Consider the following 17973-nt stretch of genomic DNA (forward strand, 5'->3'; position numbering starts at 1 on the left):
GCGTTGGGTGTGTGCGGGCACGCGGGGGTGCCCGGCCCACCGGGTGTGGGTCGGGTCAGGGCGGAAGGGGAAGCGGTGGTGGCGCGGGTAGTGCGGGTGGTCGGTGCGACCTCGAGGGCCCGATGCGCGGAGTGCGTGCCGACCGGCCGAAGCGGGTGGGCGTCGCAGACCGCTGGATGCGGCGGGGATCCCTGAGGTGGGACCGAACCGGGTGGAGCGAATGTGGGGTGTGGTGTTGCCGGAAACGGTAGCGGCGCGGTCTGTCAGCGCCTTACGTCCGCGCGATGGCCGAAAGTTGCCGTTGACCAGCACTGTCAGACGTTCGCGCTGGCCTGCGGGGCGCTTGAGGATCACCGCCTGTCAGATCCCCGGTGGCTCTGACCGGGGACTCACTGTCCTGACAAACGGGCAAAGGCGGGCATCGGTGCGGGTGCCGGTGATGGGGGGCGGTGGCCTGTCGGCGTACAGGTCCGAGTGCAGAGGTAGGTACGGCGGCGAGTGCAGGTCGGCGCCGAGTTCGGTCTACCTCCGGTTGCTCGCCGTCTGGCCTGGCGGCGAGCCCGAGTCGGTGACGTTGCGTGACGGGTGTTGCTGAGCCCAGCCGTTCCCTCGGCGGACGGAATTGCCGATGAGCGAGCACGTCGTTCCTCCCGCCCTGCCGAGAAAACCCATTGCGAGTGGCCGGCACCGGATGTCGGATTGATCGGCCACCGATCACAGGAGGGACCATGACGCCCGTGTCGTTGCCCACCCCCACGCTGCACACCCCTCGCCTTCGACTGCGTCCCTTCGACGACGCGGATGCGAACGACCTCTTCGCGCTGCACAGCAATGCCTACGTGCTGCGCTACTGGGACGCGCCGCCGTGGAGCGACCGCGTGCGCGCCGAGCGGTTCATCACGGCTTGCCGGCAGATGGCAGAGGGGGGCACCGGGGCGGGGCTGGCCGTGGATCGTGTCTCCGACGGGGCGTTCATCGGCTGGTGCAGCCTGAACCCGTGGAACCCGGACTACCGCAGTGCGTCGCTGGGCTACTGCTTCGACGATGCAGCGTGGGGCCATGGCTACGCGACGGAGGCCGCACGCGCTTTGCTGCAGTGGGCATTCGACACGCTGAACCTGAATCGCGTCCAGGCTGAGACCGACACCCGCAACGTGGCATCTGCCCGCGTGCTGGAGAAGCTCGGGTTCGTGCGTGAGGGGACGTTGCGGGAAGACTGCGTCGTGAACGGCGAGGTCTCTGACTCGTGGGTCTACGGGCTGATCAGGCGGGAGTGGCGGCCGTCGTCCGAGCCGGCCCCCGCCCGCTGAGCCCTCGCTTCCTCGCGCGACGTCGCCCGGCATCCAGGTGCTTCGCTTCGCCGCCTCGAGGGCCGGCACCGGGCACTCTCATGGCCGCGATCCGGGCGCCGGCCCGCCTTGACTGGTAACCCAGCGTTAGCAGCCGGAGGCGGGTCACTACGGCTGTAGCCCAAGCGGCAGGCAACCCGGCCTGTCTACGTCTGGCGTACCTGACTCTGCATTGGGATCGGTACGCCGACAGTGGCCTGAGCCGGTCAGGCGGATGGGCGGGTTGGTCAGGAGTCGGGGTGGTCGTCGGAGTCGGGGTGGGTGAAGCGGTGCGGGTTGGTGGCGGGGTTGTCGGGGCCGTGGTCGCTGGGTAGTTCGTGCAGCCAGCGGCGCGGCGTGGGGTCGGTGGTGAGGGTCCAGGCCCGGCCGGCGGGATGTTCGTCGTGGACGCCGGTGGCCACGGGCATGACGGTGGGCAGTCCGGCGAGGGCGCGTAGGAGGTTCGCCTGGCGGCGGCGGCTGCGTACGCGCAGCAGGACGGGGTAGCGGGGGCCGAACTCGGCGAGACGTTCGTAGGCGCGCAGCTTGCGTAGTACCCGGTTGAGGTTCTCGGTGTTGTTGTCGTGTTCGAGGAAGAACCCGACGCTGTGGTCGCCGACGGTCCAGATGCCGTGGGCGTCGGGGCGGATGTTGGCGGCGGCGTAGGCGGCGGTGGCGTGCTGCTCGGACCACCACCGTGCCAGCTGGGCGTTCGGGTTGGTGCGGGTGTAGGCGTGCAGGTCGACGAAGAGCTGGTTGATGCCGAGCAGGTGGCGCAGCTTGGTGCTGCCGACGATGCGTTCGGTGCGTTCGATGTTGCTGCGTGGTGGGCGGGCGGAGGGCCGGTCGGGGTCTGTGTAGGCGCTGGGGTGCAGGACGGCGCCGAGGGGGCCGAGGGCGTAGAGGTACTGGCCGGTGCCGGTGGTGACGTCGACGAAGCGGGTGACGGCCTCGATGGAGTGCAGCGTCGCCAGGCGCAGCAGGGCTGCTCGCCGGGATGGGAACAGCGCTTGGGTGATCTGGTCGGTGGACAGCAGGTAGTGCTCGGCGAGCCAGTCGAGCAGCTGACGGTCGCGCAGGGTCAGCCGTCGTAGTAGGTGGAGGCGTTCCTGGCGGGATGGGCGGCGAGCCGACGGGGATCGAAGCGGTGAGGGGCGAGCGGATGGGTTCGGTGTGGAGAGGGCGAGTGACTGTGGGTCGCGGTGGTCGGCAGTCATGGTGGGGTTCCTTCGGGGGAAAAGAGGATCCCCCTCTGAGGGAGGGGTGTCTGGGATGCGCGAGGGCCGTGGCCGTGGGTGGTCAGGGGCGGTGTGCGGCGGTGACAGACCGTGCGCGGCGTGGTGTCGGCGGGCGGAGCTGACCGCTGGTGAAGACGTGGTGAAGGGCCGGCGGAAGGGCCATCAGGGCTTGCTCTGCTGGCGCTGACAGACGCTTGACAGACGCTGAGGCGCTGGCATCGCCACCGTGTTCGCCGTTGGGGTTGGGCTGTCAGGAGCGGCTGTTGTCGCTTCGGGTCCTTGTGCTTCTGCCGTCGCGGGTGTGAGACGACCACCGGTCGACGAGTGCGTCGATGGCGCTGGTGTTCTGTGCGTCGACGGTGCGCGCGACGGTTTCCCGGATTGCGGTGGCCTCTCCCACGACCGGCTGGGGTGGGCGGGTGCGCAACGTGAACGCTGGAGTCTGCCGGCCGTCGACGACGAGGCGGGTCGCAGCGGTGTAGGCGTCGAGGTGCGTCAGGTCGTGCTCGTCGAGTTCGGGCAGGGTGTGGCGGGCGAGGACGCGGGCGTCCTCGGGCGCGCACGAGAAGTAGATCTTGTTGCGGGCGTTCGCTGACGCCGCGGCGAGGAGGTCCTTGGGGAACTGGGCGAGGTCCTGGTGTGACAGGACCAGCGACAGGCGGTACTTGCGGGCCTCAGCGAGCATCGTGTCGAGGCTGTTGGCGAGGGTGAGGAAGTTTTGCGCCTCGTCGATGATCAGCGTGGCGTCACGGCGCTTGTCGGGGGCGATCTTGGCGCGGGCGGTGGCGGCCTGCCACACCTGGGCGAGGATCAGGGAACCGAGCAGTTTGCTGGTGTCCTCGCCGAGTTGTCCCTTGGGGATCCGGACGAGCAGGGCGCCGCCGTCGAGGACTTTGCCCATGTCGAAGCTCGACTTGGGGTAGCGCATGGTGCGTTTGACGAAGTCGCGCAGCAGGAAGGCTCGTAGGCGGGCGAGGACGGGGCCGATGACCTGGGAGCGTAGGGCGGGATTGAGGTCGTCGTACCACTGCCAGAAGCCACTCAAGCCGGCCGGGTCGTCGAGGTCGACGGTCATCGCCGAGCGGAACTGGGCGCTGTTGAGCAGGGGTGGGATGTGCTGCAGGGTGACGTTGGCGTGGCGTAGCAGCGTGAGGCAGGCGACGCGCATGACGTCGTCCATTCGGGGTCCCCACGCTTTGGCGAAGATGTTCCCGAAGATCGACACGAGGTTGTCGACGACGAGGTCGGGGTCGTCGCCGGAGAGCGGGTTGATCGTCGGCGGGTTGGGTTGGTCGGGGTCGAACAGCACCACCCGGTGCGCGACGGAGGCGGGAAGCCGGTCGAGGATGTCCAGGACCATGTCGCCGTGGGGGTCGATGACGACGGTGCCGCGGCCGGCTTTGATGTCGTCGACGGCCATGTTCACCAACAGTGTGGTCTTTCCGCTGCCGGTGGAGCCGACGACATGCAGGTGGTAGCGGGCGTCGGGCACTGCTAGGGCGACGCCGTGGCCGCCGACCTGCGCGTCGCCGATCATCTTCGTGCCGCGTCCGCCGGTGGGCACGGCGACGGGGGTGGGCATGGACTTGGCGCGGGCCCGGTCCAGGCCCGGCACGGCCAAATCGCGGGGCAGAGCGGCGAGGGCGGCCAGTTCGGGGGTGCAGGTGAGGAACCCGCCGCCGAGGCGCCGCTGGGCGAGCACGATGGTGGGGTGGGGCATGCGGGTGCGGTGAGTGAGGCGGTTGCGGCCGGAGTAGACGGCGAAGGACGAGGCGAGCGTGTCGGCGATGCCCCGTAGCCGGGGCCGCTGGTCGCTGTTGGCGCGCTGGCTGTTCTTGCCGATGGCGTAGCGCACGGCGGTCTCCCACAGCGGATAAGCGGTCTTGTCGAGGATCGCCCGCACGTCACGTTCCACCCCTGGGTCCCGCCGGCCTGCCGCGGGTCGGGCAGTGCTGGAGGTACGGCGGGGCAGGAACAGCTCGACAAGCCAGAGCACAGGCGTGGCTGGGTTGAGGGTGGGGAGGGCGGTCTTGCCATCGCGCAACCTGGCGGCGGCACGCCGGGCACGCAGAGCGCGGCGTGGTGCGGCGGGACGGGCGAGGACCTGCACGCAGGCGTACTCGTCGGCCCGTAGTTGAGAGCCGGCGGACATCAGCGCCCGCAGCGGATCGTTGTCGTGGTCGGTACGCAAGGGCAGCCATTCGGCGGCGGTGAGCAGCAGGTGCCCGCCCACGGCCGCCGCGTCTTCGGGAATCGGCGGTGGGGGTGTGTCGTCGGTGGTGCAGGCGGCACCCGGCCAGGCGGCGCGGACGGCGGCTTCGACGGCGCCGGGTGGGACGGTGCCGGGCACCCACACGCAGATGAGCAGCCGCCGCCCGGTCCACGTGTACTGCCACACCACGTGGGGGCTGCCGTAGAGCAGGCGTCTGCGGCGGGACGGGGTGAGGGTGCCGGTGAGGTTTGCCCACAACGCTGCCGCACTGTGGGGGTCGACCTGCGGTGGTGGGGCGATCGTGACGAGGCGGGCGCCGTCGGCGTGCCGGCGGTGCCGCCACAGGCCGAGCAGGTTGCGTCCGGCGACGACGGAGACCAGTACCGTGGCGGCGACGGCGAGCAGCCACGGCCGCTGCGCGGTCCAGGCTGCGGCGTCGAGGATCCAGCGGGTCGGCCCGGTCGGGGGTACGACGAAGTCGGCGCCGGGTTCTGAGGGGCCAGGCGTCGACGTGGGCGTGGGCGTGGGCGCGAGGACAGCCGCGATGACGGTGGTGGACAGGGTCACAGGTCTGCCTCCTCGTCGAGGTCGGCGAGTTCGGCCGGGCGTGTGGTGCACAGCTGGTGCTCGGTGTGGGAGGCGATGGCCTCGAAGCTGCTCCTGTTGGTGCCGCAGATCAGCAGGCCGGTGCCGACGCGGGCGGCGAGCAGGAGACGTCGTTCGCCGGCGGTGAGGCCGAACGCGTCGCCGATGGCGTCGATGGCCTGCGGGGCCTGCTTGAGCAGCACCTGCGTGGCGGCGTTCGCGACGACGGCGTGGCCGAGGTCGGTACCGAGGACGTCGGCGACGTCCTGGGTGATGACGGTCAGGCCGGCGTGGCGTTTGCGGGCGGCCTTGGACATGCGGAACAGGAACCTCGCGCCCTCGCCGTCGCGCATCAGCAGCCACGCCTCGTCCACCACGACGAGCCGGCGTGCGGACAGCCGGTTGGGGGCGTCGACCTGCCGCCAGATCGCGTCGAGGGCGAGGAGGGTGCCGACGGTGCGCAGCTCGTCGGGCAGGTGCCGCAGCGACCACACCACCAGGTGCCCGTCGGGGCGGGTGGTGCTCGGCCCGTCGAACAGGTCGGAGAACGAGCCTTGCACCCACGGGGCGAGGCGGGCGGCGAGCTGACCGGCGGCGGGGTCGGGGTCGGCGCGCAGCCGGTCGGCGAGGTCGCGCAGCAGCGGGGCGGGCCGGTGGTGGGTGGCAGGGTCGGCGGTGATGCCCGCGTCCCGGTAGACGGCGAGGATCGCCCGGTCCAGGGCCGCCCGTTCCGCTGGCGGGGGCTGCTGGCCGAGCAGCACCGCGATGAGGGTGTGCAGGAACAGGCCGCGGCGGGTGAGCACGTCGGGGCGGGTGTCGCCGGTGGGCAGGTCGAACGGGTTGACCTTCACCCCGGCCATGCCCAGCTGGACTACCGTTCCACCGACGGCGTCGGCGAGGCGCAGGTATTCGTCTTCGGGGTCGATGACGGCGACCTGCACCCGCCGGTAGAGGTTGCGCAGGATCTCCAACTTCACAAAGTACGACTTGCCTGCGCCGGAGCGGGCCAGGACCACGGAGTTGTGGTTCTCCTGCGCCCAGCGGTCCCACCAGACGATGCCGCCGGAGTCGGGGTTGACGCCGTAGAGGATGCCGCCTTCGGCGGGCGGGTCGCCGGGCAGCGGGGCGGGCAGATCGGCGCTGGCGAGGGGGAACGCGGCGGCGAGGGCTTGGGTGTCCATGGTGCGGCGCATCTGCAGCAGATCGGTGGCTAGGGGCAGAGTGGTGGTCCAGCCGGCGAGGTGCCGCCAGGTGGCCGGCTGCACCTCGATCAGCGTCGACGCGGCGGCGGCTTTCACCTGCGCGCACGCATCGAGCAGTTCGTCTTCGGTGCGGGCGTGCACGGTCAGGTACAGGCCGACACGGAACAGCTTGGCCGCGCCACGCGCGAGCCGTTGGGCGAGGTCGGCGGCATCGTCCGCGGCGGCTTCCACATTGGGGTCGGACAGCTTGCCGGACGTGGCGTCGGCGCGCCGCGAGGACTCGAAGCGGGCGCGCTGGCTCCGTAACCGGGACGCGGCGACCGCAGCGGGCAGCGGGTCGATGTGCAACGCCAGGTCGAGGCGCCCCGGCCAGGACAACAACGGTTCCAGCCAGGCGGGGCCGACCTCGGCCGGGTAGCCGGTGACGACGAGCGTCGCGGCGTATCCGTCGCCGACGCGCAGCATCCGCGGGGTGACCTCGACCGAGGCGGGAGCGACGGTAGCCGCCAGCGCAGAGGGCTGGCGGCCACCACCGGTGAACGTGCGGGGACGAAGGCGGGCTTTCATCGCAGGCGCCTCTTTCTGCTGCTGCTGCTGGCGGGGGTGTCCGGGCCGGTGATGACGGTGTCGGGGGCAGCGAGGCCGCCGGGTCGGGGCGGGCGGTAGGGGTCGGCGGCGGCGGCGATGGCGGCCGTGACCGCCGCCCCGTCGAGAGCGCGGGTGCTCACCCCGAGGCCAGACAAGGCGCGGACGGTGTCGTCGGCGCGGCGGCGCGCGGCGTGTTCGCCCCGCTCGCCGGTGCTGGTGCGGGTGACGATGAGGACCTGCCGGCGCAGCGGGTCCCTGCGGGTGGCGAGGTCGTCGAGGAAACGGGCGTGATCGGCGGCGGCGTCAGCCAGGGCGGGGTGCGCCAGGGCATCGGCGGCGGCGGCGAGGGTGCGGGCGGCCGAGTGCAAGTCGACCGGCTGGGCCGACACGACGATCTGCGTCGGCGTGGACAGGCTGTTGAGCCAGCGGCCGAAGGTGTCGACCAGGGCGGCCTGTTCGTCGGGAGTGCGCAGGGCGAGGTTGACGTTGGTGGCGGCGACCATCGCCGCCCGGGCACCGCCGAGGCGGATCTCTCCGCCGTCGTCGATGGCGTCGGCGGGCAACTTCAGTGGCGCCGGCAGCATCACCGGCGTCTTCGGTGCCTGGACCCAGTCGGGGGTCTTCGACATCGTGTCGGTGGTCGACAGCGCCCGCGGCGCCCGGGCGTGTCGCACGGCGGCGAGGAGCCACACGTCCAGGGACAGTCCGTCGCGGCGGCCGACCGCGACACCGAAGACCAGCCCGCCGACGACAACCGCGGCGGCGATGAGCGCCGGCATCGGCACGAGGGTGTGCAGGGCCTGCCAGGCGCCGTAGAAGGCGAGGGCAGCCACGGCGAGGATCGCGAGCTGCCGGAAGGTCAGCCCGTATGCGATCTTGTCGGGGGCGTCGACGTCGGCGGGCATCCGCGCCCGGCCGGTGTCAGTGCGCTCGTTCATCGGCCCACCGCCCGCAGGCCCCGGCCGAGGCCGGGAACCGTACGGGTGACCTGCTGCACCAGGATCACCCGCACCGCGGCGCCGATCAAGTTCGAGCCACCGCCGCCTGAAGCGGAGACGATGCGGCTCATCAGGGCGGGCACCCGCAGGGTCGTCCACAGCAGGACCATCACCACGAACAGGTTGATCACCCCGCCCGGATCGGCCGGCAGGCCGAGTGCGGGCAGCAGGTTGTCGGGGTCGGTGAGCATCCACTGCCCGGCGTAGAGGGTGAAGCCCTGCACCACCGGCACCGCCAAAATGCCGGCGTAGGAGCGCCACCACAGTCGGGCCACCGCATCGGTCTGCGGCAGCGCATGACACGCCAAGGCCAGCGGGGCGAAGGCGGTCAGGACGAGCACCACAGCGAAACGGACGATCACGCTGAACGCGGTACCAGCCAGCAACACGGCGATGATCGCCACACAGACCACGAACAGCAGCACCGCAGTTTCGTCCTGCCCAGCGGCAGTGTGCGTCTTGAGCGCCCGCAACGCGCCGTCGCTGTCACCGTCGCCGGTGGTCAGGGCGGCGGTCAGGGCGTTGGCGAGGTCGATGAGCATGCCGCACCACAGCTGGGAGAAATGCGCGGCGACAAACCCCACGATCAGGCGCGGGAGAAGGTTCTTGATTGTGTAGCGGGAGCGTTCGTCGCCACCGGCGGTCACGGTGAGCACGCCGGCGGCGACGAAGGCGAGGACGAAGACGGTGTCCACGACGAGCACCGAACGGCCGGTCAGGGCCTGCACCTGCGGCAGGGCGGTGACGTTCGGGGTGATCAGCAGCGCGCTGCTGATCACCCCGATCAGCGCGTCCAGGGTCGCAAGGATCGCCGCCGCCAACCAGTCCAGGATCTGGTCGAACAGCCACCCCATGCTCAGCCCCCGACAATGCCTCGGACGACCTGCAGCAGGACAGGTGCGAGGATGGCCAGGGCGTAGCCGACCAGGGCGCTCTTCAACGCGCCCTTGGCCTTTTCGACCTGCGTCGGGTCACCGCCGGCTGTGGCCCAGTAGACGCCGGCCACGACGAGATACAGGGTGGCCAACGCGGCGAGGATGCCGATCAGCCACAGCTGCAGGTTGTTGATGACCACCGGCAGCGAGTGCGCCGCCAGCACCGCAACGCCGGAGTCGGCGTGCGCGGCGGTGGGTACCAATAGCAACATCAGTACTTTGCCGGCGACGGCAGCGACGCGGCCCGCGCGGCGGGCGGTGCGGGATCGGGTAAGGGCACGAAGACGTGCCGGGATACGGAACATGGGCGGTGTCACCTCCGGCTCCACCCCTTGCCAGGGGTGGAGCGTCGCAACGGATGTGGTCCGCCGCCGGGCGGGAGGCGAGGGGCGTCTTCGAGCCGCGACAGGTCCTCGGGAGGAGCACGTCCTCCCTGTCGGGTGTGGCGGGTATCGGTGAGGTGTCAGCGCACCAAGACGACGCGGCACCCGAGGCGCTCGGCTCGCATGCGACCCCAACCTTGGGGCCCGGCGGCGGACGGAACCCCCGCAACGCCTCGATCAGCGTTGCGGGGAAAATTCCGCACCCTCAAACCGGCGTTTGTCAGCTCTGACGGACACCCTTCGACCTGACACGGGTCTGACAGCGAAACCGCGCATCTGACAGCGCAGATGAGACGGTGGCGCAGTAGGAACCTCACGGGCCGGGCGCGTGGTGCTGACAGCGCGGATCGCCGGTTATCGCGTTCTGGCAAACCGGCGCACCGTGTCCTACAAGTGGACCGCGACGCGCGGGCCCAACCCGGTGCTGCTCCGAGAGGTGTCGGCGTACAGGTCAACGGGCCCAACTGGGTAGAGCCGAACGTGCACAGGTACGTAACGACCTTAATCGGTAAGAACGGAGGACCGGGATGCCCTGTCTCCGATCCAGCCCTCGACTTCAACGACAACCCATGCGCCTCGGGGGAGAAGCGCGCCCTCGATCTTGAGCGGAGTTGGCTGTCATTGACTTCCTGTCATTGTCCTCGGCAGAGAGCTCGCCAAGCGGCGGAAGCCTACGCGTTGTTGCACGGCTACCATCCGTGTCATGGATCGCGCGGCCGCTTGGCTGGAAACCGGCGACCAGATCGCATCCATGGTGGGCGCTGCCGCAGGAGTCACCGCGCTGCTCGTGGCAATACGCGCTGAGCTCCGTGCCCGTGGCGCTACCGGTCGTCGGCGCCGGATGCCCTGGTCGTTGTTGACGCTCTGCGTCGCCCTGTTCGCCCTTCGTTTCGTTCCGGCCATGCCGGCCTGGTTGTTCGAGCCGTCGGCGTGGGCGGCCTCGGCGGTGGGTGCGGCGGCGCTGATGGTTGCCGTGCGGCGTGGCCGTCCGGGTCCCACTCTGGTAGTCAATCCGCAGATCATGGGGCTGATGCGGCGACTCAAGGACGACGCTGCCCGGCATCGATACCGCTTCTTCGTCGGCTGGTCGGCGCCTGCATTGTCCGACGTGTACGTCCGACAGCGTCCCGCGCTCGGCGGTGTGAGTGGGGGGCAGCACCGGGCGCTCGTGAGCGTTGACGACTTGCTTACCAGGGACGGTCACGGGCTGTTGCTCGGCGGAGCCGGATCGGGAAAATCCACCCTCGCCGCGACCGTTACGGCCGCGATCGCCAGCCGGGCCCTGACCGCCGGGGACTTCGGGGCGCTCGCGATCTCGGTCACCGCCGCCGACCTGGTGGGGCGGTCGCTGCCCGAGGCGCTCTCGCTAAGTTGCGCCCGCGACCTCGGATTTACCGCGGATGCCGAACTGTTCGCGGAGCCGCCGGTGCCCGGCGGACGCTGGCACGTGATCGTCGACGGCGTCGACGAGGTGGTGAACGCACACGATCGTTCACGACTGCTCTGGGAACTGCGCAGCCTCCTCTGCGAGGGCGACGTCACTCATCGTTTCCTGGTGACGTCCCGCCCCCTGCCCGACGCCGAACTCGCCACGCTGAGGAGTAGGTGGGTCACCGAGTACGAGCTGCGTCCCTTCGACCGGGCTGACCTCGCCTACTTCGCGCGGCGCTGGTTCACCGCTCGCCTGCCGCACGACCCGGAGGCCGCCGCGCGCGAGGCCGCCCTCTTCCTCACCCGGGTGACGGGCGCCCGGCTCGGCCCGGTGGCCCGCGTTCCGCTGCTTGCCACGATTGCGGCGATGGTCTACGAGCAGGCCGACGGGGGTGCCCTGCCGGCCAGTCGCGCTCATCTCTACGCGAGGTTCGTCGAGCACCTCCTCGACGGCCGCCACGAACTTTCGGAGGCGAAAGCGTCCCTGGTGGACGCGCTGCAGGGACGGGGCCGTGCCGGCCTGGCGATCGCCACATGGTTGAAAGACGAGTTCTACGACGTGATCGCTCGCATGCTCGACGCCGTCGGCGTGGCCCGCATCGCCCGGCCGAACGCCGACCTGTGCGCCGCCGCCCTTGCCTGTCTTGACTCCAACGCGCCCCACCGTCTGACCGACACCGTTCCCGACGCCCGCAGGCAGATTGAGGACCTACTACGTAGCACCGGGCTCTTCGGGATGCGGCACGGGCAGCTCGCGTTTCTGCACCAGAGTTTCGCTGAGTTCCTCTGCGCGCGGGCTATGGCCGACAGCTTCGACGCCGCGCGCTGGCGTGTCATGGCCGCCAACCCCGCGGCCCGCAGCCTCGCCGCCTTCGCTGCGGCCCGCCGCCCCGACGCCGACGCGATGGTCCGCTCTCTCGTGGCTGACATGGGCATCATCACGGCCGCCGAGATGATTGCCGACGGCGTACCGGTAGACGACCCGACACGGGCCACAGTGCTGGACGGTCTCTTCGCTCACTTGGGCGACGACACCCCTACCGCGCCGGAAGCTCTGCGCGTGCTGCGCGAGCTGAGCGTCGACCAGGACGTACTACGGCGGTTGACCACGATGGCAGGGGACAATGACATGCCGGAGTGGACGCGGGTGGTGCTGGCCGACGTGGTCATCGACGTCGACCGCCCGGTCGGCGTCGCTCAGCTCCGGCACGCTGCCGAACACTTCGCGTCCGACCCTGCCACCTGGGCCGCGGACGCTCTGCGAGCCCGGGGCTTGCAGGTCGACCCGCGTACGAAAAACCTCTTTGGCACCCCCTCCGGCCGGGAACGCGGAGCGCTCGGCGGCCTGGGTCGGCAGGCACTCTCCCAGCAGGCCGGTAACCCCGACTTCAGCGACATGCAGCGCTTGGGGGCCGCTGAGCGCTTGGCCCACGACGGTGACCTCACCCCGTTACGGGCCTTGGTTGAGGAAGCCGGTATGAGCCGGCTCGTCCAGCTCGCAGGCGGGAAAATTCTGGCCGACCTAGGTGACCTGGAACCGCTGGTGGCGATGACCGCGAGGCAGGAAAGAACCGCGGACACTGGGAGTGACTGGCTCCAATACCTCGCGGCGGCCGAGGTGTGCGCCCGCGACCCGGCCCGTGGCGTGCCGATCCTGCGGGCGATCTTTGACCGGCACGAGCCGTTGCCTCGGACATATGGCTGCGCCGTCCGTCTTGCCGAGGCGGGGAGCATCACCGAGCTGGCGAGTTTGGCGGCAGCGGATGCTACGGACTTCTGGCGGGAGCCGGTCTCCCAACTACCCTGGCTCCAGTCGCCCGCGGTCGGGGCGAATCTCTCTCGGGCCGCTGCTCGGCGTCTCGCCGGTGAGCCGCGCTCGGCCAAGCGCTGGGGCTATGAGACGGGAGTCTGGGCGCACGTGCGGGCCGCAGCAGCGAAGGGCCGAGACGCGCTGCACGATCTCGCGATACGGGGGAGGCCGAAGCCACAGCTACACGCGGCGACCTGGCTCGGCCGACACTTCAGCGACCCAGAGGAGCTTGAACGCGTCGTGGCCGATCCCGGGATGCCGGCCCGCTTCCGGGTGGCGGCCGCGACCTCCCTATCGATGCTGTTCGGCCCCGCCACGGATGAGCCCTTACGGCAGCTCGAACGTCTTGGCGAGCTGCATTACGAAACCGTCTGCGGGATCCCCGCGACGCCGATCCAATACACCTCCTCCATTCCGACCGTGCCCGAGCGTTCGTTCGACCTTTGCGCCGCCTTGGCTGCTGACCCGGACACGCCCCGCTCGCTGCGCGCCGCGCTGACGCTCCTTCTGCCATTCGGCGACTCGGCCGACCGGCTCGCCCGTATTGCGGACAATCCGGCGATGAGTTTCCTGGTCCGCTTCGAGGCGATCAATGCCCTCGTAGGGTCAAGCCCGGATAGGGGGCGCCGCTCCCTCTCCGCAGTCGTGCGCAACCGTGACCTTCCCAATCCACTTATATGGTTCCTGCTGCTCAAAATCTTCCTCAGCTGGCATCTGGACGTGAACCGTCTCGGCTGGCGCGAATTTAAGACGATTGCCCGTCGCGTCGAGGTCATCCGGAACGCCCCATCTCTGCTGCACAGGCTCTGGAGGATCGCCGGAACGGTGGTGTTCAGCCGCCCCGCCCTGGACCGCGTGGTGTCTGATCGGCCCTGACCCTGGTTGCCATGAGGACCGATCATCCGTGCGGGGTCCGACCGTCATGGTCGAACCCCGCTACAGCAATGTCACGCAGGTCAGGCAGCGGCAACTGCCGGGTGCGTCATCCGTCTGGGCAGGGTGGTGGCGCGGCCGAGGCGGGTCCGCGTGCGGAGCACGGACTGGTTCTGCAAGTACTCGCGGGCCTGCGGAGACACCACGCCGGTGAGTAATCCCTTGGCGAGGGCGTCAGCGAGGCGTTCATCGATGCCGTTCATTCGCTTCCGTAGGGCGTCGACGGTGATGCCCATTCGCGCGGCGATGGGTTCGATCGCCCGGTGCCCCAGCCGCAGGTCGATGTAGGGGTCGAGGTCGGTCTCCTCGAGCAGGCCCAGGCGGGCGGCGCGGCGAACGAGCAGGTCGGGGTGGCCGTAAGGGACGTGCGGTGTGCGGGGGCCGGTGACATGCTCGACGTCCTCCACCGGCACCGCGGTGCCGGTGCGGCGCAGCAGTTCGTGTCCGGCACGCCAGGCGGCCATGCACAACGACGCGTACGGGGCAGGCTTGGCCAGGTCGACGCGGTCGCGTAAGGCGGTGAGGAAGCCGGTGAGGATTTCCGCGTCGAGGTCGATGGCGTCGCCGGACCAACCGGCGTGCAGCTGTCCGGCGTGGCGGCGCAGCGCCGGCATGGCCATCGCCACCGCCGCGATGACCCAGGAGGAGCCGTCAAGGCGGGCGCGGCAGATGAGGTCACGCCACACCGCGTCACGGGCCGTGTAGGCGCGGGGGTGGGACAGGAGCCAGTTCCGTAGCGCGGGCAGTGTCATGACACCTGGCGGCAGGCCGGTGTCAGGTTCGAGGGTGTCCAGGTCGAGTGTCATCGGGGCGGGACCGGTGGTCAGCGCCGTGAAGGCGGCGTCGACGGCGTCCAGCGGTGAGTCGGGCCAGTCCGGGTCGGACACGGTCATGTCCGCACACTCCTTGTCAGAGGCGATCATCGATGACACGCCAAGGCGGTGCCATCCCGGCGTGGGGAGCCTCGATTGCGCCACGGCCGCCTTGCATGCCTCCGACAGCCCAGGCCAGCACCGGCGATGACTGTGGGCCCGTCCATCGCCTCCGCGTCATGGCGGCCTCGGGTCGACTCTGACAGCGGTCTGACAAACCGGCCTTGGCCTGCGCGTTGACGCCCGGGACGTCGCGGATGACACGCCTCTGCTACCCGCCTACCGCGGTGCCGGAGCCCACGAAAGTCGTCCGACAAGGCTCTGACAACAGGCTGGTGCCATTCGCCGTGCCGCACGGGGACGGCTGACAGCGCGGGCTCTGTCAGACACACGGCCGGCCTGACAACGCCACGGCGACACCGCCTTCAGGGCGACGCCCTCGGCGGCGAAAACGGATCTACAGCGGCTCCGGTCGGCCGGCGCGACGGGGCGCCAGCACTGTCACCGGTGGCACCCGCGGTTCTGACACGCGCACCGTGTCACAGTGTGCCGTGGGCTGACAGCGCTGGCCACACCACCCATGTCATCGATTGCCATCATTGACATGGCTTAGCTGGTTCGTCACTGATCGTGACGGCAGGGGGCGGTTGGCGTTGCTCCTGACACTTCGTCCCAGCCGCGTCGCGAGCCGGACGGCGGGACCAGCGGGCGGTGCCGTCAGATGCCTGTCAGGAACGGGGGTGTCCGCCAGAGCTGACAAACGCCGGTTTGAGGGTGTCAGCGCATCACGGCGCGGCGTGGAGCCCACATCCAGATGAGCGAGCACATGCCGCAGCACCACCCCGCCCCTGCCCACCTCGTCGACCCGCACGGCGTCGACCCGACCCTGATCGACATGGTCGCCGGCGATCCGCCGGTGCCGGTCACCGTGTGGCGTACCTCCCGCACCGAGGCCGATACCGGCCGCAGCATCGGTGCCCGACTGGCATACCGCCTCGTCGCCGCCTACAGCCGCCCCGGAGAGGCGGTCGTCGACCTCACCGCCGGCCACACCCTGGCCACCTTCTGCGCCGCAGGCGGGCGCCGCCACCACCCCGCTTGGTTCACCGACGCCTCCAGCCTGATCATCGGAGCGGCCACCCCGCCGATCCGTCCCGCCCCGACTGCTCTGTCCGACGACAGCGGCCTGCCGGAGATGAGCGCCTGGTTCGGCGACGACCTCACCGACCCCAACCTGCGCCCGTCCCCCGACTCCACACCGCAGGGAACGTCCTTGGCGGAGGCGACCAGCTTGGTCGTGGCCTGCTGGCCCCTCGACGCCACCGACGCGACCAACCGGACCCGGCTGGCATGGCTACTGACCGCCTGCGCGCGGCTGCTACGCCCCGGCGGCTGCCTCGTCCTCGTCGTCACCGCCCCCGCCGCCACGGTCGGGCCGGAGGACTTCACCCCGCTAGCCACCGCCGCCGCAGCCGTCGGCCTGGGCTACCTGCAGCACATCGTCGCCGTTAGCGCCGACACCGACGGCGACACGTTCGTCTACCACGTCACCGACGAGGAGCTACTCACCCTCACCCATCAGAGCGACCAGCAGCGGTCGGCCGCGCACCTCAAGGTTCACGCGGACCTTCTCGTGTTCAGCCCGGCCACGATGCCGGCGCCGCAGCAGCGCAACGGCGGTGAGCGCCGTGGTTGAGCACACCCCATCGCCCACCGAGCCGACCCAGCCGGTCAGCGCGGCCGACATCCGCGGCGACGGGGCCCGTCACCGCGATACCGACACACACCACCGCACGCCCGACGAGCCGCAGGGCCTGTCGGTATGGGCGACCGCCCAGCAGACCGGGCCGGTGCAACGCCGCGGCCGCTACGTGCCCGAGTCGGTCAGACACCCCGCCCGGATGCTCCCCGCGATCGCCGTGCACGCCGTGCACGCCTACACCCGCCCCGGCGACCTCGTGCTGGATCCGATGTGCGGGATCGGCACCACCCTGGTCGAGGCCATCCACGCCGGCCGTGACGCCGTCGGCGTGGAGTACGAGTCCCGCTGGTCGAACATCGCCGACGCCAACATCACCCACGCCCATCACCTAGGCGCCACCGGGCGGGCCTCCGTGGTTCGCGGCGACGCCACCCGCCTGCGGTCCCTGCTGCCCGCCGCTCTCATCGGGCAGGTGGCCCTTGTGGTTACCTCGCCGCCGTACGGGCCGACCGTGCACGGCCTGGTCCGGCCCGGAGCCGACGGGGTGGCGAAGTTCGACAACGCCTACAACGACGGCACCGACCGCGGCAACCTCGCCTACCGCGACCTCACCGGCCTCGCCGACGGCTTCGCGCAGATCCTCACCGGCTGCGCGGCCCTGCTGCGCCCCGGCGGCACCGTGGTGGTCACCGCCCGGCCATGGCGCAAGAACGGCCAACTCGTCGACCTGCCATCGGCGGTCATCGCCGCCGGCGAGCGCGCCGGCCTGATCCCGACCGAGCGATGCGTGGCGCTACTCGCGGCAGTCCGCGACGGACACCTCGTCGCCCGACCGTCCTTCTTCCAACTTCAAGCCGTGCGCAAGGCCCGCGCCGGAGGCACACCCCTGCACCTGATCACGCACGAGGACGTGCTGATCTTCCGCCGTCCCCCAAAGTCCCAACCCATGGCGACGGCCAATGAGTGACCCCCAGTTCCGCCCAGGGTGGGGGAGGTGACGTGAGTGAGTCTCCCGGGCCACGCATCGGATCGCTGTGCAGCGGGTACGGCGGCCTCGACATGGCCGTCGAGCTGGTGCTCGGCGGCCGACTCGCCTGGCACGCCGAAACCGACCGCCACGCCCGCACCGTCCTCGCCCACCACTGGCCCCACGTGCCCAACCTCGGCGACATTCGCACCATCAACTGGACCCAGATCCAGCCCGTCGACATCCTCACCGCAGGCTTCCCCTGCCAAGACATCTCCAACGCCGGCAAACGCACCGGCATCAGTGGACAACACTCCAGCCTGTGGACCAGCGTCGCCGACGCCATTCGCGCACTTCGACCACCGCTCGTCTTCGTGGAGAACGTGGCCGCCCTCCTCAGACGAGGACTCGACGTCGTCCACGCCGACCTGGCCGCGATCGGGTACGACACGAGCTGGATATGCCTACGCGCATCCGACATCGGCGCCGCCCACCGCCGCGACCGCCTGTTCCTGCTCGCCACACCCACCAATCATCGGCAGCGAGGTGCGAACGTTGCCAACGCCGTGCGCCCGTGACGGCAAAGGCCCCGGCCACCAGCACGGACTGCCCGACCTCGTCGAACCCGGCGGCACCCGCCACAACCTGCTACCCACACCAACGATGACCGACAGCCGCACCCGCACCTACACCACCCGTTACCTTTTTGATCGTCCCCAGCCGGGGACTCCTCGGTCGCCCGGCCCGGTATGACTTCCTGCCCCTGTCGTTTGGATGATCCGGGGGGTG

Annotated in this window: 12 protein-coding genes; 5 read left to right on the forward strand and 7 right to left on the reverse strand. The window is 70.4% G+C overall.

Annotated features, from left to right (window positions below):
• The first annotated feature begins 728 nt into the window (after window positions 1-728).
• Window positions 729-1310: a GNAT family N-acetyltransferase gene (locus tag EV374_RS27710; RefSeq protein ID WP_132240096.1), complete on the forward strand. Its 582-nt coding sequence runs from the start codon at window positions 729-731 to the stop codon at window positions 1308-1310.
• Between the two features lie 266 nt (window positions 1311-1576).
• Here EV374_RS27710 and EV374_RS27715 read toward each other — a convergent pair whose 3' ends face one another.
• From EV374_RS27715 to EV374_RS27740, 6 genes are all read right to left on the reverse strand, one after another.
• Window positions 1577-2545 carry a replication-relaxation family protein gene (locus EV374_RS27715; RefSeq protein WP_132240097.1) on the reverse strand — a complete coding sequence of 323 codons (969 nt, stop codon included), beginning with the start codon at window positions 2543-2545 and terminating at the stop codon, window positions 1577-1579.
• 271 nt (window positions 2546-2816) lie between these two features.
• On the reverse strand, window positions 2817-5345 hold the full coding sequence (locus tag EV374_RS27720) for a helicase HerA domain-containing protein (RefSeq protein ID WP_486486001.1): 2529 nt from the start codon (window positions 5343-5345) through the stop codon (window positions 2817-2819).
• On the reverse strand, window positions 5342-7132 hold the full coding sequence (locus EV374_RS27725; protein WP_132240098.1) for a TraG/VirB4 family ATPase: 1791 nt from the start codon (window positions 7130-7132) through the stop codon (window positions 5342-5344). Before EV374_RS27725 ends, EV374_RS27720 begins: the two co-directional genes overlap by 4 nt.
• Entirely contained in the window at window positions 7129-8058 is a 930-nt protein-coding gene (locus EV374_RS27730) for a PrgI family protein (protein ID WP_132240111.1), read from the reverse strand. The genes EV374_RS27725 and EV374_RS27730 overlap by 4 nt, the downstream gene beginning before the upstream one ends.
• Before the next feature lie 29 nt (window positions 8059-8087).
• Window positions 8088-9005 (reverse strand): TrbL/VirB6 family protein, encoded by a 918-nt coding sequence (locus EV374_RS27735; RefSeq protein WP_132240099.1) that lies wholly within the window; start codon window positions 9003-9005, stop codon window positions 8088-8090.
• Between the two features lie 2 nt (window positions 9006-9007).
• Window positions 9008-9391, reverse strand: a complete 384-nt coding sequence (locus EV374_RS27740) for a pilin (protein WP_132240112.1) — start codon at window positions 9389-9391, stop codon at window positions 9008-9010.
• A 781-nt stretch (window positions 9392-10172) separates the two neighbouring features.
• Between EV374_RS27740 and EV374_RS27745 the strand changes: the two genes are divergently transcribed.
• On the forward strand, window positions 10173-13586 hold the full coding sequence (locus tag EV374_RS27745; protein WP_132240100.1) for an NACHT domain-containing protein: 3414 nt from the start codon (window positions 10173-10175) through the stop codon (window positions 13584-13586).
• Between the two features lie 80 nt (window positions 13587-13666).
• Here the strand turns inward: EV374_RS27745 and EV374_RS27750 are convergent, their stop codons facing one another.
• Window positions 13667-14536: a hypothetical protein gene (locus EV374_RS27750; RefSeq protein ID WP_132240101.1), complete on the reverse strand. Its 870-nt coding sequence runs from the start codon at window positions 14534-14536 to the stop codon at window positions 13667-13669.
• A gap of 793 nt (window positions 14537-15329) precedes the next feature.
• Here EV374_RS27750 and EV374_RS27755 point away from each other — a divergent pair.
• From EV374_RS27755 to EV374_RS27765, 3 genes are read left to right on the forward strand one after another with little or no spacing between them, the layout of a single operon-like run.
• Window positions 15330-16211: a hypothetical protein gene (locus tag EV374_RS27755; RefSeq protein WP_132240102.1), complete on the forward strand. Its 882-nt coding sequence runs from the start codon at window positions 15330-15332 to the stop codon at window positions 16209-16211.
• Window positions 16195-17184: a TRM11 family SAM-dependent methyltransferase gene (locus EV374_RS27760; RefSeq protein ID WP_486486002.1), complete on the forward strand. Its 990-nt coding sequence runs from the start codon at window positions 16195-16197 to the stop codon at window positions 17182-17184. The genes EV374_RS27755 and EV374_RS27760 overlap by 17 nt, the downstream gene beginning before the upstream one ends.
• A 32-nt stretch (window positions 17185-17216) precedes the next feature.
• Window positions 17217-17762, forward strand: a complete 546-nt coding sequence (locus tag EV374_RS27765; protein WP_486486003.1) for a DNA cytosine methyltransferase — start codon at window positions 17217-17219, stop codon at window positions 17760-17762.
• Window positions 17763-17973 lie beyond the last annotated feature (211 nt).

It is taken from the genome of Micromonospora sp. CNZ303, assembly GCF_004345505.1.

What these genes read in the sequence shown, in the direction of transcription:
- EV374_RS27710 (WP_132240096.1), top strand. Translation starts at nt 729, where the DNA reads ATGACGCCCGTGTCGTTGCCCACCCCCACGCTGCACACCCCTCGCCTT.
- EV374_RS27715 (WP_132240097.1), bottom strand. Translation starts at nt 2,545, where the DNA reads ATGACTGCCGACCACCGCGACCCACAGTCACTCGCCCTCTCCACACCG.
- EV374_RS27725 (WP_132240098.1), bottom strand. Translation starts at nt 7,132, where the DNA reads ATGAAAGCCCGCCTTCGTCCCCGCACGTTCACCGGTGGTGGCCGCCAG.
- EV374_RS27730 (WP_132240111.1), bottom strand. Translation starts at nt 8,058, where the DNA reads ATGCCCGCCGACGTCGACGCCCCCGACAAGATCGCATACGGGCTGACC.
- EV374_RS27735 (WP_132240099.1), bottom strand. Translation starts at nt 9,005, where the DNA reads ATGGGGTGGCTGTTCGACCAGATCCTGGACTGGTTGGCGGCGGCGATC.
- EV374_RS27740 (WP_132240112.1), bottom strand. Translation starts at nt 9,391, where the DNA reads ATGTTCCGTATCCCGGCACGTCTTCGTGCCCTTACCCGATCCCGCACC.
- EV374_RS27745 (WP_132240100.1), top strand. Translation starts at nt 10,173, where the DNA reads ATGGATCGCGCGGCCGCTTGGCTGGAAACCGGCGACCAGATCGCATCC.
- EV374_RS27750 (WP_132240101.1), bottom strand. Translation starts at nt 14,536, where the DNA reads ATGACCGTGTCCGACCCGGACTGGCCCGACTCACCGCTGGACGCCGTC.
- EV374_RS27755 (WP_132240102.1), top strand. Translation starts at nt 15,330, where the DNA reads ATGAGCGAGCACATGCCGCAGCACCACCCCGCCCCTGCCCACCTCGTC.